General features: G+C 61.0%; 13 protein-coding genes. All 13 read right to left on the reverse strand.

Annotated features, from left to right (window positions below; all coding sequences use genetic code 11):
• A complete protein-coding gene (locus MRBLPB4O_RS20460) occupies window positions 1–1,527 on the reverse strand; it encodes an N-acetylneuraminate synthase family protein (protein WP_341796438.1) in 1,527 nt (508 codons plus the stop codon).
• On the reverse strand, window positions 1,527–2,852 hold the full coding sequence (rfbH, locus tag MRBLPB4O_RS20465; protein ID WP_016498536.1) for a lipopolysaccharide biosynthesis protein RfbH: 1,326 nt from the start codon (window positions 2,850–2,852) through the stop codon (window positions 1,527–1,529). The genes MRBLPB4O_RS20460 and rfbH overlap by 1 nt, the downstream gene beginning before the upstream one ends.
• Window positions 2,845–3,912, reverse strand: coding sequence for a CDP-glucose 4,6-dehydratase (gene rfbG, locus MRBLPB4O_RS20470; protein ID WP_341798917.1), 1,068 nt, complete (start codon window positions 3,910–3,912; stop codon window positions 2,845–2,847). The genes rfbH and rfbG overlap by 8 nt, the downstream gene beginning before the upstream one ends.
• Window positions 3,903–4,673 carry a glucose-1-phosphate cytidylyltransferase gene (rfbF, locus tag MRBLPB4O_RS20475; RefSeq protein ID WP_341796439.1) on the reverse strand — a complete coding sequence of 257 codons (771 nt, stop codon included), beginning with the start codon at window positions 4,671–4,673 and terminating at the stop codon, window positions 3,903–3,905. Before rfbF ends, rfbG begins: the two co-directional genes overlap by 10 nt.
• A 333-nt stretch (window positions 4,674–5,006) precedes the next feature.
• Window positions 5,007–6,482, reverse strand: coding sequence for a transcriptional regulator FleQ (fleQ, locus tag MRBLPB4O_RS20480; RefSeq protein ID WP_016498533.1), 1,476 nt, complete (start codon window positions 6,480–6,482; stop codon window positions 5,007–5,009).
• Window positions 6,483–6,650: 168 nt separating this feature from the next.
• The gene (locus MRBLPB4O_RS20485; protein ID WP_341796440.1) at window positions 6,651–6,944 is read right to left on the reverse strand and encodes a flagellar protein FliT; all 294 of its coding nucleotides are present in this window, start codon (window positions 6,942–6,944) and stop codon (window positions 6,651–6,653) included.
• A 16-nt stretch (window positions 6,945–6,960) separates the two neighbouring features.
• Window positions 6,961–7,362 (reverse strand): flagellar export chaperone FliS, encoded by a 402-nt coding sequence (fliS, locus tag MRBLPB4O_RS20490; protein ID WP_016498531.1) that lies wholly within the window; start codon window positions 7,360–7,362, stop codon window positions 6,961–6,963.
• Window positions 7,363–7,489: 127 nt separating this feature from the next.
• A complete protein-coding gene (gene fliD / locus MRBLPB4O_RS20495) occupies window positions 7,490–8,878 on the reverse strand; it encodes a flagellar filament capping protein FliD (protein WP_341796441.1) in 1,389 nt (462 codons plus the stop codon).
• Window positions 8,879–8,961: 83 nt separating this feature from the next.
• A complete protein-coding gene (locus MRBLPB4O_RS20500) occupies window positions 8,962–9,318 on the reverse strand; it encodes a flagellar protein FlaG (RefSeq protein WP_341796442.1) in 357 nt (118 codons plus the stop codon).
• Window positions 9,319–9,394: 76 nt separating this feature from the next.
• Window positions 9,395–10,837, reverse strand: a complete 1,443-nt coding sequence (locus MRBLPB4O_RS20505) for a flagellin (protein ID WP_341796443.1) — start codon at window positions 10,835–10,837, stop codon at window positions 9,395–9,397.
• Between the two features lie 403 nt (window positions 10,838–11,240).
• Window positions 11,241–12,170, reverse strand: a complete 930-nt coding sequence (locus MRBLPB4O_RS20510; RefSeq protein ID WP_043197112.1) for a ketoacyl-ACP synthase III — start codon at window positions 12,168–12,170, stop codon at window positions 11,241–11,243.
• Between the two features lie 280 nt (window positions 12,171–12,450).
• Window positions 12,451–14,013: a flagellar hook-associated protein 3 gene (locus MRBLPB4O_RS20515; protein WP_341796444.1), complete on the reverse strand. Its 1,563-nt coding sequence runs from the start codon at window positions 14,011–14,013 to the stop codon at window positions 12,451–12,453.
• Window positions 14,014–14,026: 13 nt separating this feature from the next.
• Window positions 14,027–16,069, reverse strand: coding sequence for a flagellar hook-associated protein FlgK (gene flgK, locus MRBLPB4O_RS20520; RefSeq protein WP_341796445.1), 2,043 nt, complete (start codon window positions 16,067–16,069; stop codon window positions 14,027–14,029).
• Window positions 16,070–16,077 lie beyond the last annotated feature (8 nt).

Below are 16,077 nucleotides of genomic sequence, written 5' to 3' on the forward strand. Positions count from 1 at the left end.
TCAGTCCATCCAATAGCTCAAGAGGGTTTTACGGTCGCGATTGGCATTGATCGCTTCGTCGGTATAGAACGAATCATTGCTGAAATGCGTGGAAGACAGCTCTTCGATGATTGCCCCTTCCTGACTGTGGAAGGCATGGCGAACACCTGGCTCGACAGTGACCACATCGCCCGGGCGGCAGGCACGACTTACACCGTCCAGCTGCAGCGTCAGCTCGCCATGCAGGACGTGGAAGGTCTCTTCCTTGCGCTGGTGATATTGCTCCGGGTGCTGCTGACCCGGCAGGAGCATCAGCAGCTTCTTGCAGTAACCCCTGTTGACCACCGTGAGCATGGTCAAACCGACCTCGTCGAAATGATCCAGGCCATAGTGGTGGGATATTTCCAGGTCGACCCGGCCCGGCACCACCACGTGGCTGCTGCTCAGCTGCGCCCGAACGCGCTGGACAATCTCCCAGACCTTGTCACGCACATCGCGCCGCGTGCTGTTCTGCGTGCTCAGCGCTGCATGCTCGGGAATATCCGCCTGGGCTGTGAAGGTGGCGTATTTCGACCAGTCATTGGCAGTGATCTGCCCATCCTGCGGCGGGAAAGCGAAATACACATCGTCTGCCTGTACCACCTCGCCCGCAGCAATGGCCCTGCGCGCAAATACGCCACGACGTAGGGAGCGCAGGCTGGCGACTTCACTCTCGTTTACCGGCAAACGCTGCTCGCCTTCACCGCAGAGCAGCAAGGCATATTGCGCGGCTTCCAGCCAGCGTCGAACCTGCTCCGGGCTTGCCGAATAGGCGTTGAGCGGGAACTGCTCGGTGGGCAAGCCGACGTGCTTTTCGAAAATGCGCGCGCCCTTGGCGAGTGCAATCTTGACGATATCGGTATTGTCCGGATTTTCATGCGTTGAAAAGCCCACGCGCACACCCGGATAACGCCGGCGCAGAAAATCCACCTGCGACAGATGCATGTTGGCATCGGCGGTCGGGTACTCGCCTACACAATGCAGGATGGCGAAGTTCTTTTCCCGATGGGCAAGGAAACTGACCAGGCGATCGAGCTCTTCCAGGGTCGATCCGGCAGTGGAAACGATCAGCGGATGCTGAGTTTGTACCACGCGTTCCAGCAATGGCCAGTCGCTCATGGAGCAACTGGCGATCTTGATCGCATCCAGCTGCTGCTCTTCGATCACCTCCACCGATGCTTCATCGAACGGCGTGGACAGGCAGAGGAAACCGTTGGCACGGATTTCCGCCACCAGGCTATCGAACTGCTCACGGGACAGGCGCGTCTCGCTGAAGCGCTTGATGTACTTCACATCGTCACGGCCACGCATCGCCGGGTGAATGAAGGTGTCCAGATCACGGTATTGCAGCTTGAAAGCGAAGCGGAACGGAAATGCCTTGCACACCTCGGCAAAGGCGCGGATCAGCGCCACGCCATGCGCCACATCGCCCATGTGGTTGTTCGCCATTTCCAGGATGAACAGCGGTTTGTCGAACAAGGTACCCGCGCTGGCGGTAGGGGTGCTCATCATTGGGATCCTCGGTTGAGCCAGGCTTCGATGTGACTGGCCGCATGTTCCAGGTGGGCGTCGCTCAAGCCCGGCCACAGGCCGATCCAGAACGTGTCGTTCATGATCTTGTCGGTTACCGGCAACTCGCCGGAAACCCGGTAGTTCAGCCCCTGCATGTAGGGCTGGCGGGTCAGGTTGCCGGCAAACAGCAAGCGTGTGCCCACGCCCTGTTCATCCAGATAGCGCACCAGCTCGACGCGGTTGATTCCACAGCCATCGCGCAGGGTGATCGGATACCCGAACCAGGACGGGTCGCTGTCGCGGGTGGCCTGCGGCAGGATCAGTTGGTCCGCACAACCGGCCAGCCGGTCGCTCAGCCAGGCGAAGTTGCGCTTACGGGCGGCAACGAAATCATCAACCCGGTCCATCTGCGCCAGGGCGCAGGCGGCCTGCATGTCGGTGATCTTCAGGTTGTAGCCCAGGTGCGAGTAGGTGTACTTGTGGTCGTAGCCTTGCGGCAGGTCACCCATTTGCCAGCAGAAGCGCTTGCTGCAGGTGTTGTCCTCGCCCGGCGCGCAGTAGCAATCGCGGCCCCAGTCGCGGTACGACTCGATGATGCGCTTGAGCAACGGCGAGTCGGTAAACACCGCACCGCCCTCGCCCATGGTGATGTGGTGCGCCGGGTAGAAGCTGAGGGTGCCGATATCGCCAAAGCCGCCAACCATACGGCCCTGGTAAGTGGAACCCAGGGCATCGCAGCAGTCTTCGATCAGCCACAGGCCGTACTTGTCGCACAGGGCGCGCACAACGCCCAGATCGAAAGGGTTGCCCAGGGTGTGGGCCAACATGATGGCCTTGGTCTTCGGGCCGATGGCCGCTTCGATCAGCGCCGGGTCGATGTTGTAGGTGCCCATCTCGACATCGACGAACACCGGTACCGCGCCGAACTGCAGGATCGGGTTGACGGTGGTGGGGAAGCCGGCAGCAACGCCGATCACCTCGTCACCCGGCTTGATCGCCCGGTCGCCGAGGCGTGGCGAGGTCAGTGCGGAAAACGCCAGCAGGTTGGCCGACGAGCCGGAATTGGTGGTGAGTACACAGCGACGCCCCAGGTACTTGGCCAGGCGCTTCTCGAACGCCTCGTTGAAGCGGCCGGTGGTCAACCAGCCATCCAGCACGGCCTCGGTCATGGACTGCAACTCGCCGGCGCCGATCACCTTGCCGGAGGGCGGCACGCTGCTCTGCCCTGCGACAAAAGGTTTGGGTGCCATCTGCAGCTCGGCATAGCGCCCGACCAGTTCGGCAATCTGTTGGCGCAACTGCTGCGCCGTACTGTCACTCATGGGTTCCGCCTTGGTGAGCCGCGATCTGCTCGCGGGTAACGATGTTCATGTCACGCCCTGCGCGCCAGGCCAGGTGCCAGTCCAGGGTATGTTTCAGGGTGTCATCCAGCGACCAGCGCGGCAGCCAGCCAAGCTGTTGACGTGCTTTGCTGGAATCGAGCGCCAGCAGGCCGGCTTCATGCGGCTGGGCATCGCCGGCAATCGACCAGCGCGCCTCGCCGGGCCAGCGCTCGGCAAGCCGCTGGACGATGTCGCCGACAGTGGCCAGCCCTGCGCTGTCAGGGCCGAAGTTCCAAGCGGTTGCGTGTGCCTCGGCATCCGTGAGCAAGCCCTGCGCCAGTTGCAGGTAGCCCATCAGCGGATCGAGCACGTGCTGCCAGGGGCGTGTGGCATGGGGATAACGCAGGACCACTTCTTCCCCGCCCTGCCAGGCGCGGAACATATCCGGCAGCAAGCGCTCGGCAGACCAGTCCCCGCCACCCAGAACATTGCCAGCACGTGCCGTGGCCAGGGCCACGCCGGCGGAACGCAGGAAAGAGTCGCGGTAGCTTGCGCACAGTAGTTCGACGCAGGCCTTGCTGCTGCTATAGGGGTCGAAGCCGCCCAGGGCATCCTGCTCGCGGTAGGGCCAGGGCCACTCGCGGTTGTCGTAGCACTTGTCAGTGGTCACCACCAGCACCGCACGTACCGAGGGCGTGGCACGCACGGCCTCCAGCAGGTTCAGCGTACCCATGACGTTGGTAGCGTAGGTGTCGGCCGGCGCCCGGTACGACTCGCGCACCAGCGGCTGAGCCGCCAGGTGCAGCACCAGTTCGGGTTGGAAATCCTGCAGGCCACGGGCCAGGGCCGAGGCATCACGGATATCGGCGAAATCACCTGGAATCTGCTGTTGCAGTTGCGCGACCTGCCACAGCGATGGCGTAGTGGCGGCAGGCAAGGCGAAACCGCGCAGCTCGGCGCCAAGCTGGCGCAGCCACACGGCCAGCCAGCCGCCCTTGAAACCGGTATGCCCGGTCAGCAGGACGCGGCGCCCTGCCCAGAATGCCGGGCTCAACGCCATAGCTGCCATGCTGCGTCGCCGTTCTTCCAGTGTGTTTCAAGCAGCGTGCGATCACGCAGGGTATCCATCGGCTGCCAGAAGCCACGGTGCAGGTGGCTCATCAACTGGCCGTCTTCGGCCAGGCGGCGCATGGGCTCGTCTTCCCAGGTAGTGGCATCGCCCTGAATGTATTCGAGCGCGGCCGGTTCGAGCACGAAGAAGCCACCATTGATCCAGCCACCGTCGCCTGCCGGCTTTTCCTGAAAGCCGCGCACCTGCTCGCCGTGCACATCCAGGGCGCCGTAACGGCCCGGCGGTTGTACGGCGGTAACCGTGGCCATCTTGCCGTGCTGGCGGTGGAATTCGATCAGGCGCGGAATATCGACGTCGGACACACCGTCGCCGTAAGTAAGGCAGAAGGTTTCATTGCCAACGTAATCGCGAACTCGCTTCAGGCGGCCACCGGTGGCGGTGTTTTCACCGGTATCCACCAGCGTCACCCGCCATGGCTCGGCGTGGCGGTTGTGGATATCCATACGGTTTTCCGCCATGTCGAAAGTGACGTCCGACATGTGCAGGAAGTAATTGGCGAAGTACTCCTTGATCACGTAGCCCTTGTAGCCCAGGCAAATGACGAAGTCGTTGATCCCGTAGTGCGAGTAGATCTTCATGATGTGCCAGATGATCGGCTTGCCGCCTATCTCGATCATCGGTTTGGGGCGCAGGTGGGATTCTTCGCTGATGCGTGTGCCCAGCCCACCGGCCAGAATGACTGCTTTCATTGTACTGTTGGTCCGCATTGGTCGGAGGGGCGGCGACAAAAAACTGGCCCTTGGCCCTTTATGCTAGGCAAAGCAAAACGCATGCCTGCTTTAGGATCGCACTGGCTGCGAAATCGGTTTTGTTACTGGGGGGTTTCCGAGAAGGCTCAACCCATGCCGGGGCCGGCCCTGACCGACTGGCGAGCGGGGAAGAATAAATAATGGAGGGAATTTTGCTTGCCTCTTCGCGGGTAAACCCGCTCCCACAGGTGTCGCGCAATACTTAAAACTTGCGCCATTGCTGCGGGAGCGGGTTTATCCGCGAAGAGGTCATTTCAGGGGTGCCACCAGGCGTCAATCCTCCGCCTGGTCCTCGCCACCTTGGCGGCTCATGCCGTACTTGCGCATCTTCTCGACCAGGGTGGTACGGCGAATACGCAAACGTTCAGCCGCGCGGGCAACGATACCGTTGGCATCGTCCAGCGCCTGCTGGATCAGGCCCTGCTCCAGGCTACCGAGGTAGTCCTTCAGGTCCAGGCCTTCAGGTGGCAGCATCGCAGGGTTGCTGAAGTTTGGCGTGTGGCCGTTGATGGCCACGCGCTCTTCCAGATCGCTGCGCAGGCTGTCGACCATCTGCTCGTCTTCGTCATCGACGTAGCGGAATTTCTTCGGCAGCTCGGACACGCCAATCACCCCGTACGGGTGCATGATCGCCATGCGCTCGACCAGGTTGGCCAGCTCGCGCACGTTGCCCGGCCAGCCGTGCCGGCACAGCGACATGATCGACGCGGAGTTGAAACGGATGGAACCGCGCTTCTCGTGCTCCATGCGCGAAATCAGCTCGTTCATCAGCAACGGGATGTCTTCCACCCGCTCACGCAGCGGCGCCATCTCGATGGGGAACACGTTCAGACGGTAGTACAAGTCTTCGCGGAAGGTGCCGTCCTCGATCATGGTCTCGAGGTTTTTGTGCGTTGCAGCGATGATGCGCACGTCGATGCTTTGGGTCTTGTTGCTACCCACACGCTCGAAGGTACGCTCCTGCAGCACACGCAGCAGCTTGACCTGCATCGGCAACGGCATGTCGCCAATTTCGTCGAGGAACAGCGTACCGCCGTTGGCCAGCTCGAAACGCCCGGCGCGGCTGGTGATCGCCCCGGTAAAGGCACCCTTCTCGTGGCCGAACAGTTCGCTTTCCAGCAGCTCGGCCGGGATCGCGCCACAGTTGACGGGTACAAACGGCGCTTCGCGGCGCTTGGAATGGTAGTGCAGGTTGCGCGCCACCACTTCCTTGCCGGTGCCCGACTCACCCAGGATCAGCACGCTGGCGTCAGTATCGGCCACCTGCTGCATCATCTGCCGCACGTGCTGGATGGCACGGCTGGTGCCGACCAGGCTGCGGAACAGGTTAGGCTCGCGCTGACGGCCGCGCTCGCGCGCCTGGTCGTACATCTCGCGATAGACCTGGGCACGGTGAAGTGAATCCAGCAACTGGCTGTAGCTTGGTGGCATTTCCAGGTTGGAAAGCACCCGGCGGCGAAGGTCTTCCGGGAACTCCGCAGAAGAAATTTCACCTAATAGCAGCACCGGAAGGAACTCATCCCACCCGGCCACTGTCTTAACGAGCCCAAGGAGATTGCCCGGAGCGTCTACGCTGCCGATGAGCACGCACAATATTTCACGGCTCGAAGACAACGACTCGACCGCTTGCTGCCAGTCATGGCTCGAGCAAGCGAGGTTTTCTTCACCGAGGAAATTCAGCACCACCGCCAGATCGCGGCGGCGCGCGCTGTCGTCATCAATCAGCAGAATCTTGGTTTCACGCCACATGCAATAGCAACTTCCCTAGTCATATCGCCGCCCTGCAGGGGCATGCTCGACATCATTCCGACTGAATGGTCAGTGTTCGGACGTCTGGAATTCGAGAACAGACACTAGTAAAGTCAAAAAGGCCCACACAGTCAAATTTATGGCGCCTTTTGTCAAGTTGTGCGCATCTTAACTGAACAGATGGTAAACCTTCGAAGCATTTTTCGCTTGGTTGATCTGCATCATCTCTTCGGCAATTGCCTGGCGTTCCCCGGTTGTCACGTCGATCAGGTTGCGGTAGACCAGCAGCACCCCTTCCAGCTTCTCGCGCAGCAACGCCTGGTCCACCGCGTGGGTTTCCAGCACCTCGTCGATGCAAGCGCGGCACGCCACATCCAGCTTGGCAATGGCTTCCCAGTCACGCTCGCTCAGGGCGCCGACCAGGGCATCACGGGTGTCATCCAGGCGTTGCAGTGCGGTCACGGTAATCTCCTTGCCGTCAGCTGGCAGGCTGGGCGTCGGCAATGCCGTCCCAACCGCTTTTCACGGTAATCAGCAGCTGGGCAACTTCGTCGATAATGCCGGCATCGTTGTCGACATTGGCCTGCATAAGCCGATTAGTCATGTAGACATAGAGCGCGTCGAGTTTCTCGACAGTCTCCGGGTTTTCACTTTTTTCGGGCTGCAGGCCGTCGCGAAGGCCGATGATGATGTCGATCGCCTTGCCGAGCATCAGGCCCTTTTCCGCGATGTCGCCACGCGCCATGGCACCCTTGGCCTGGGCCATGCGATCGAGGCCACCTTCCATCAGCATCTGCACCAGGCGGTGCGGCGTGGCTTCGGAAATCTGGGCATGGGAATTGACCTTCTGGTACTGACGAAGGGCTCTCATGGGATTCATCTTGCGACCTCGTGACGGGCAGGCTTAAGGGAGAGATATTCCTTGTATCGGGCAGGCGGTGAAAAACTTTACCGGCCGACGACATGAAGCCGGGCATCATGCCCGCACTTCATGCAATGTTCACGTTTTAATCGTCACTGCTCGACTTGTTCAGCGCATTAAGGGTACTCAGCACGGAATTCTGCTGCTGGCGCAGCTGGGTGACCAGCGTATCCATGTTGTTGTACTTGTCCTGCAGGCTCTTCTGCAGGGCTTCCATCCGGGTATCCAGGGTGTCCTGCTCGCTCTTGAGCTTGGTCAGGCTTTCACTCAGGACCTTGGAGCGCTCGGCCAAGGTACCGGTACTGGCTTTGGCAAACGGCTCGGTCACCTTTTGCAGGCGCGCCAGCAGGCCATCCTTGCCATTGAAGATGCTGGTCAGGTCCGCCGCATTGGTGGAGGCAACCTTGTCCCATTTCTTGTCATCCAGGCTGAGCGCACCGCCATCCTGGGCAGAAGTGACACCAAAGGCAGCGAGCGATTTCAAGGTGCCGCTGCCCGACACCGCATTGAGCTCCTCACGAATGGAGGACATCAACGTACGCATCGTGGCATCACCGGTCAGCGCCGCAGACGTCATGGTGCCATCAGCGTTTTTGGTGACCTTGGTTTCAGCATTCATGACTTTGAGCAGGGCGTTGTAGGTATCAATGAAACCCTTGAGGCCCGACTTCAACGTAGTAGAGCTGGTAGTCAGCGAAAGTACCGTCGCTGTTACCTCGCCACTTGTCGCGTTTTTAGGCGACGTACCCACCAGCTTGATGTTGAGACCACTCACGGCATCGGTGATGTCGTTGGTCTTGGACTTCATGGCGATACCGTCCAGCGTGTACTCGGCGTCCGCCGGTTCATCGACAACGGTATAGCCAGTATCAATGCCCGAATTGCCCGAAAGGGTGATGTCGGAGTCGTCACCCATTTTGGTCGAGGTGATGATCAGACGCGAACCCGTGGCGTCGGTCAGTACGTTGGCACTCAGGCCTGCCGTACTGAACTGGCTGTTGATGCTATCGCGCACCTGCTGCAGCGTTGCGCCAGCAGGAACACTCAAATCGTAGGCCTTGCCATTCTGAGTCATGGTCAACGTGGTCGGACTGCCAGTGGCGTTGACTACAGAGCCGGCGCCATTTGCGTAGACCTTCGTTGACACCTTCGACGCAGTCGCCAGCTTGTCGACAATCAACTTGAACGAACCGTTGGCAGCCCCGGTACCCATGGTGACGGTGGCAACCTTCTCATCCGAAGACTTCAGGCTAAGGCCACCAAAACTGTTGGTGTCGGTCATGTTGGTCAAGGCGCCGCGGAAGGCATCCAGCGCCGACTGGATCTTGCCGATAGAGGACAACGTGGTGGTTGCCTTCAGCGTTTGGGTATTGATCTGCGCCTGCTTCGGCGCCTTCTGCGCGGCCACCAGGGAATCGACGATCGCCTGGGTATCAATGCCCGAGCCAATACCGCTGACTGTTGTACCTGCCATCATTGCTCTCCTTGTTCAGTAGCTGCCGGATCCTTGGCGGATAAATCCATCAATCGGCCGACAGCAACAAAAATCATGCCAGCCTATGCCTGATCATCGAACAGCAGGCTGCTGGCTTCACTGAGGCTCTGCGCCAATTTCAGCGCAGTTTCCGACGGAAGCTGCCGGATCACCTCACCGGACTGGGTGGCAATTACCTTGACCACAACCCGACCAGTGGAATCATCAATGGAAAAATCCAGCTGACGCTGGCTTGACTGGACGAAATCACGGATCTCGCCAACCGCTTTTTCCAGGTCTTCGCGCGAGTGCGGCTGGTTATCGGGGGCCGCAGCGTCCTGCACCTTGGCAGGCAATGCCGGATCCCGATCCCGATCAGCGACTGGCGCCTGGGGTAACACCGACGGATACACCTGGCTCAGCTTGACACTCATGTCCATGTTTCGAACTCCTCATGTCAAAAAGGGTGAAAGGGCACGTAAACGCGCCCTTTCACCCTTTACTCAGGCGCCTGAATTACTGGAGCAGTTTCAGGACCGAAGATGGCAGCTGGTTAGCCTGCGACAGGATCGCAGTCGAAGCCTGCTGCAGAGTCTGCTGCTTGGTCAGCTCGGCAGTTTCCGAAGCGAAGTCCACGTCCTGCACGGTGGAGCGGGCAGCGGTGGAGTTCTTCTGGATGTTCTGCAGGTTGTCGACGGTGGTTTGCAGACGGTTCTGGGTAGCACCCAGGCCCGAACGGACGCTGTCGATCGAACCGATGGCCTTGTCGATAACGGCCAGAGCGTTCTGGGCGTTGGTGGCCTCGGTGACATCGGTGTCGGCGATGGTGGTCTTGGCCGAAGACTTGGAAGCTGCACCGAACAGGTCAGTAGCGCCAGTACCGGTTGCACCGTTAGCCACCGAGTAACCTTTGGCAGAGTCCAGAGAAATCTGGCCAGTAACGGTCGATTTGTCGTTAAGGGTAGCGGAAAGCGTGGTCAGAGTACCTGGGAAATCACCGTTGCCGTCGCGTGCACCCACCGAGATGGCGTCTGCGCCGGCCTTGGAGGTGAAGGCCAGGTTCTCGCCAGTGTCCGACTTCACCGACAGGCTCTTGGTCGATTCGTCGTAGTTAACGCTGATACCCAGCTTGGCGGCGTTGGACTTCAGCTGATCAGCCAGGCTTGCGGTGTCAGTAACACCGATGAAGCTGACGGTGCTACCGCCTACAGTCAGGTCAAAGTTGGCTGGAGTAGCTGCAGCGCCACTGGCAACAGCCAGTTTGACTTCGGTGCTGGCAGAAGCAGTCAGGCCACCGATGGAGCCATTGAGTTTGGCAGCGATGTCTTTGGCCGAGGAGCCCGCATCATAGCTGACGGTTTTGCTCTGACCGTTGCCAGTGACAACCAGATCAGCTGCGGCCACACCGCTGGCGCTAGGCGCGATAGTGCCCGACTTGATCTGCTGCGAGCCGATGCTCTTGGCCGAAACGTTGTCCAGCGCCAGGTTGATGGTTTCGTTGGCGTTGGCGCCGACCTGGATGGCCTTGGTGCCGTACGAACCGTCCAGCAGCTTCTGGCCACCGAAGGTGGTGGTTTCCGAGATACGGTTCAGCTCAGCGGTCAGAGCCTGGTATTCGTCGTTGTTCGACTTACGGTCGTCGTTGCTCAGCGAGCCAGTAGCCGAGGACAGGGCCAGGGTACGCATTTTCTGCAGGATGTCGGTCGAAGCCTGCATTGCACCTTCAGCGGTCTGAGCGATCGAGATACCGTCGTTGGCGTTCTTCACAGCCTGGCCCAGGCCATTGATCTGGCTGGTCAGACGGTTGGCGATCTGCAGGCCGGCAGCGTCGTCTTTAGCGCTGTTGATACGCAGACCCGAGGACAGACGCTGCATCGAAGTGGTCTGAGCGTTGCTAGCCTTGGTCAGGTTGCCCTGGGTGGTGATCGACGCAATGTTGGTGTTTACAGTTAAAGCCATGACGAAATCCTCGTTGGATGGGTACTGCGGCTTCCGGCCTTGGCAACCGCCGGACTGGCCTAGAGAACCTTCGTAATAGTTATCGTCGGGTGCGCGGGATGCTTGAGGGGTTTTTCGAAAAAAAAATGCTGGCATGGGGCCAGCCCCGAGAAATCAAGGGGTTAAGGGCAGTTTATTGGCGTCAAAAACCACTCCAAATCCAGCTTAATTTCACCAGCCAGCCACTCCATCTGTGGGAGCGGGCGCGCCCGCGAACACCGGCAAAGCCGGTGCCATCCACTGAGTCGCCTTCTTCGCGGGCATGCCCGCTCCCACAGAAAGCGGCGCCAAGCCACAGAATTTTGCAGGCAAAAAAAAAGCGCCGGGCGGGGGCCGCCGGGCGCTTTTGGGGACTGCTGGGGGATCAGTCGCGGTACAGGATGGCCGAGCCCCACGACAGGCCCACGCCAAAGCCGCTGATCGCCACACGCTTCCAGCTGCCGTCGAGCATGTGCTTCTGCAGCAGCAGCGGCACACTGGAGGACACGGTATTGCCGGTTTCCAGCATGTCCTTGACGAACTTCTCCGGGTGCTGCTCTTCGAAGCGCCGGGCCACGGCGTCGACAATCGCCGCACTGCCCTGGTGGATGCAGAAGGCGTCGATATCGGACGAGGTCAGGCCGCTGGCATCCAGCAGCTCGTGCAGGTGCGCCGGCACCTTGACCAGGGCAAAGTTGAACACTTGGCGGCCGTTCATGAAGAACTTGCCGTCAGTGACTTTCAGGTGCTCGGCACCGGAGCCGTCAGTGCCAAAGCGCGCCTGGCCCAGGTTCCATACCGCGTCTTCACCCATCCAGGTGGCTGTGGCGGCATCGCCGAACAGCATGGTGGTGTTGCGGTCTTCCGGGTCGACGATCTTCGAATACGGGTCGGCCGTGATCAGCAGGCCGTTTTTCAGTCCTGCCGCTTCCATGAAGCCTTTGATCGCGTACAGGCCATACACGTAGCCGGAGCAACCCAGCGACACGTCGAACGCCGCCACGCGGGTCGACAGGCCGAGCTTGCTCTGGACGATGGCGGCGGTGTGCGGCAGGCCTTCTTCGTCACCGTTCTGGGTGACCACGATCAGCGCATCGATCGACTGCGGATCAAGGTCAGGGTTACTGGCAAACAGGGCCCGGGCGGCTTCTACGCACAGGTCGGAGGTTTCTTGCTCTTCGGCCTTGCGCGGCAGGAACGACGCGCCGATCTTGCCGAACATGAACTCTTCGTCCTTGCCGAACTTCGCACCCTGGACGTAGTTGTCCAGGCCAGCGGTAGGCACGTAACTCGCAATGCTTTTGATGCCAATCATTCTGGCTTCCCAATGAAAACAGCCAAAGACCACCACTCGATGAATTGAGGGCGCCAAATACCGGGGCGCGTCACCGCCAGAGGTTGAAGGCAGGGCTCACCTGCGCACCGGTAACAAAATGCTGCAACAGCTGCTGCATAGAATACAGGGAAGATGATCGTTTTGACTCATTGGTCACATTGAAATGCTACGAAAGCCGTGCCGAGGGTGTGAGAAACCGGAATTTTCGCGGGCATGAAAAAGCCGGGGCCGCTTTGCGCCCCGGTTTCAGCAAGACAGATCAGAGCTTGTTGAACAGGCTCAGCTGCGAAATGCGCGAGAAGGCCAGCTGCGAGGCCTCCAGCATGGCCTGCTGCAAGGTCAGGGTGATGGCCGCCTGCGACATGTCGGTGTTGCCGATGGCGTTCTGGGTGGTCTTGTTGGCCAGGCCCAAGCTGGTGTTCTCCTGGCGCTGGATCTCCAGCGAATTGCCCCGGGCGCCGATCGAACCACGAGTGATATCGACCTGCTCACGGGCACTGGCGAGGTTGGCGATCGCCGAGGCCGCCGCATCCTTCAGCGCATTGGCCTGGCCTACACCCGTTACCGGCGTATCCAGCGCAGCACGCAACTGGCTGAGGGTTTCCAGCACATTCTGGTTCTGGTGCGTATTGGCGGTAACCGCGAACTGGTCACCCGCCTCCGGCGAACCGCTCACCTGATACGTGACACCCGCCACCGTCAGGGCTGGTGCGGTGTAGGTACCCGTGGCCACTGCCTTGCTGTCAGCCGTCAGCGGCTGGGCGTAGAGCTCGTAGGCGCCAGGCCCGGTGAACTTGATCACAGCCCCATTGCTGGGGAAGGTGCTGCGATAAGCCGCTTCGTCGGTCACGCTGCCGCTGGTGACCTGGGCGCTGGAGGTGTTGCTGGCGTTGCGGGTGGTGTTGAACGAGTCCGGGCGCGCCGCCAGGGAAAACTCGCGCCCTGCCACCGCGGCGTCGGCATCGGCGCCCTCCTCCACGGTAACGGTGATTTCAAACTCGACGCCACGCAGGGCAATGCTGTTGGCGCCTTCGGTCTTGCTGTCGAAGGTACCGTTGGTGGCGGTTTCAGAGGTGATGTCCCTGCCACTTGCATCGGTGATGGTGTACTGGGTCGCGCTGGTGAAGGTCAGCTTGTACGGCTGGCCGGCAGTAAAGCTGTTGTTGTAGCTGGTACTCGAGGTCATCAGGCCAGACGATACCCCGACCACGCCATCGTCAGTGGCGGGCACCACCAGGGTCGACTGCGTGCGGCTCTTGTTGCTGGCGGAATCGAAGATGGTGAAGCCGGTGTCGTTGGTGGCCAGATTCAGGGTGTCGGACACCTGCAGACTCAGCTGGGTCTGGTCACCGTTGTAGCTGTAGGTGCCGTCGGAGTTGCGCACATAGGGTGGCGTGGTGCTCTTGGAGCCGCCGAACATGTAGTCGCCGTTGGCATCGCGCGAGTTGAGCAGGCCGAAGATGTTCGCCTCGATCTCTTTCAGCTCGGTACTGATGGCCACACGGTCAGAGTCGGTAACCCCTGGGCCGCCAGCACGGATCGCCAGCTCGCTGGCGCGCTGCATGGCGTCGTTGATGGTGGAGAGTACGCTCTCCTCCTGCAGCAGGGCGTTGCTCACCGTGTTGATGTTGCCGCTGTACTGGTCCAGCAGCGACTGCTGCTGTTGCAGCAGCAGCAGACGCGCCGCGCCGACCGGGTCATCGGCCGCGGTCTGGATGCGAATACCCGACGTGACCTGATCGTTGGTCTTGTTCATGGTGGAGAAGTTCTTGGAGTAGCTACTGGCGCTGGCCTCATAGAACTGAGCAGTGGAAATACGCACGAGAGTCTACTCCTTACAAGGCATTGATCAGGGTGCTGAAGGTTTCTTGCGCCGCCTTGATGATTTGCGACGAAGCCGTGTAGTAGTGCTGGAATTTCACCAGGCTGGCCGCCTCGTCATCGAGGTTGACGCCAGATACCGCGCTGCGGCTTTCGCTGGCGGACTTGAGTACCGCCTCGGTCGCCGTGGTGTCGATGGTCGCCTGGTTGGCTTTGGCACCCACGCGCTCGACCAGCGATGCATAGGCCGACGTGAAGCTGGTGCCACCGCCGGAACCGGTGTTCACCGTCGACTTGGTCTGCAGGCCCAGCAGCGCCGTGGCGTTGCGGTTGTCGGCCTTGCCGTCGGCATTGAACGACAGGGTAAAGCTGTCATTGGCCGCCGGGCTGCCGCCGATGGTGGTCTCGACGCTGAACGTGCGCGGGTTGCCGCTGCCATCGAGAATCGGCTGCCCGGCAGCATCCAGCATTGGCACAGCCACCGACAGCTTGTTGTCGGTACCCGGGACCACGCTGCCGGTGCCGATCTGGGTGCCCTTGGCATCGAACAGCTTGTAGCCTTGGGAGCCACCACTGGCGGCGTCGAACACTACGCGCACCGGCATCGAGTCGCGAATCGACTGCTGGATCAGTGCGGTGTCGGCACCGCCATATATATCCAGCGATTCGCCCAGCGTGGGCTGGGTGATGGTGCCGGTACCGCTGTTGCCACTGCCTGCCGCCGCACTGATCGGCCCGGCGAAGGCCAGCTTGTTGGCATCGGTCAGGGTGGTGGTGATGCTGCCGGCCGCCGCACGGGTAGGGATCACCTTGAAACTGTCGCCGGCCGCCAGGCCACCGCCTTTCAGCGACAGGCTGAAGCCGTCGATCACCGGCGCCGGGTCGGTGCTGAGGTCGAAGCTGCCCATGTCGGTGCCGTCGGAGCGGCGCACGCTGTACTGGTTGGCGCTGGTGAACTTCACCTCGTAGTCGTAGGTGGTCAGCTCACCACTGTTGGCGACGGTCACGTCCAGGTTGCCGGAGCCGGTGCTGTTGTTCGACGAAGCCAGGCTGCGCTGGGCAACGGCAGTGGCGCTGTTGATGCTGGAGAACAGCGAGCTGCCAAACTGGCCATTGGCATCCAGGCCCTGCCCCAGCTGGCTGTTGATGCTGTCCGACACCACCAGGGCAACACGGCCAAGCTCGTTCATGGACGGTATCAGCACGTCCTGGCGGTAACGCACCAGGCCGCCGATCGCGCCACCGGCCACCACCGAGGTCACGTCGGAGCTGAACGACTCATAGTTGATGCGCAGGCTGGCCTGGCTCTTGTCGGCAGTACCAGGCTGCACCGACAAGGTGTTGGCCTTGTTGCCGGTAACCAGCGACTGGCCGCTGCCCAGGTACACGTCGTAGTTGCCGTCACGTTCCTGTACGGTCACGCCGACCAGCTCGTTGAGCTGGCGCACTGCTTCGCTGCGCGCATCCAGCAGGCTGTTGGGCGTGTTGCCGGTGCCCGAGGCCGCCGCGATCTGCTTGTTGTACTCGGCGATGCTGGCGGTGAGCTTGTTGACCTGGCCAGCCATGGTGTCGAGCTGGGAGTTGATCGTTTCGTTCTGCTGGGTCAGCTGAGTGCTCACCGCGTTGAAACGGTTGCTCAGGGTTTGCGCCTGGGTCAGCAACAGCTGCCGGGAGGCAACGTCACCGGGCTTGGCCGCTGCCGTCTGCAGGGCCGAGAAGAACGCGGTAAGGACCGAGCTGATGCCGGTATCGCGGTCGGCCAGCAGCTTGTCGATGCTGGTGATCTGGTCCTGGAAGGCAACCGAGTCCGCCTGCAGCGACGTAGCGGTCTGCAGCTGGTTGTCCAGGTAGGAGCTGTAGATGCGGCGCACGTCCGCCAGCGTGGTACCGGTACCCAGGAACCCCGCGCCGATGTTGTGCGAGGGCCCCGCCGCCTGAACCGTCTGCTGGCGCGAGTAGCCACTGGTCGCGGCGTTGGCGATGTTGTTACTGGTTACCGACAAGGCCGCCTGGCTGGCACTCAGGCCACTCAGGCCGATGGAAATCAGGCTCGACATGATTTAGT

Source organism: Pseudomonas sp. LPB4.O (assembly GCF_038383825.1).
Taxonomy (GTDB): domain Bacteria; phylum Pseudomonadota; class Gammaproteobacteria; order Pseudomonadales; family Pseudomonadaceae; genus Aquipseudomonas; species Aquipseudomonas putida.

Excerpts from the sequence above, each read along its gene's own strand:
- MRBLPB4O_RS20460 (WP_341796438.1), bottom strand. The coding sequence starts at position 1,527 with ATGAGCACCCCTACCGCCAGCGCGGGTACCTTGTTCGACAAACCGCTG.
- rfbH (WP_016498536.1), bottom strand. The coding sequence starts at position 2,852 with ATGAGTGACAGTACGGCGCAGCAGTTGCGCCAACAGATTGCCGAACTG.
- rfbG (WP_341798917.1), bottom strand. The coding sequence starts at position 3,912 with ATGGCGTTGAGCCCGGCATTCTGGGCAGGGCGCCGCGTCCTGCTGACC.
- rfbF (WP_341796439.1), bottom strand. The coding sequence starts at position 4,673 with ATGAAAGCAGTCATTCTGGCCGGTGGGCTGGGCACACGCATCAGCGAA.
- fleQ (WP_016498533.1), bottom strand. The coding sequence starts at position 6,482 with ATGTGGCGTGAAACCAAGATTCTGCTGATTGATGACGACAGCGCGCGC.
- fliS (WP_016498531.1), bottom strand. The coding sequence starts at position 7,362 with ATGAATCCCATGAGAGCCCTTCGTCAGTACCAGAAGGTCAATTCCCAT.
- fliD (WP_341796441.1), bottom strand. The coding sequence starts at position 8,878 with ATGGCAGGTACAACAGTCAGCGGTATTGGCTCGGGCATTGATACCCAG.
- MRBLPB4O_RS20500 (WP_341796442.1), bottom strand. The coding sequence starts at position 9,318 with ATGGACATGAGTGTCAAGCTGAGCCAGGTGTATCCGTCGGTGTTACCC.
- MRBLPB4O_RS20505 (WP_341796443.1), bottom strand. The coding sequence starts at position 10,837 with ATGGCTTTAACTGTAAACACCAACATTGCGTCGATCACCACCCAGGGC.
- MRBLPB4O_RS20510 (WP_043197112.1), bottom strand. The coding sequence starts at position 12,170 with ATGATTGGCATCAAAAGCATTGCGAGTTACGTGCCTACCGCTGGCCTG.
- flgK (WP_341796445.1), bottom strand. The coding sequence starts at position 16,069 with ATGTCGAGCCTGATTTCCATCGGCCTGAGTGGCCTGAGTGCCAGCCAG.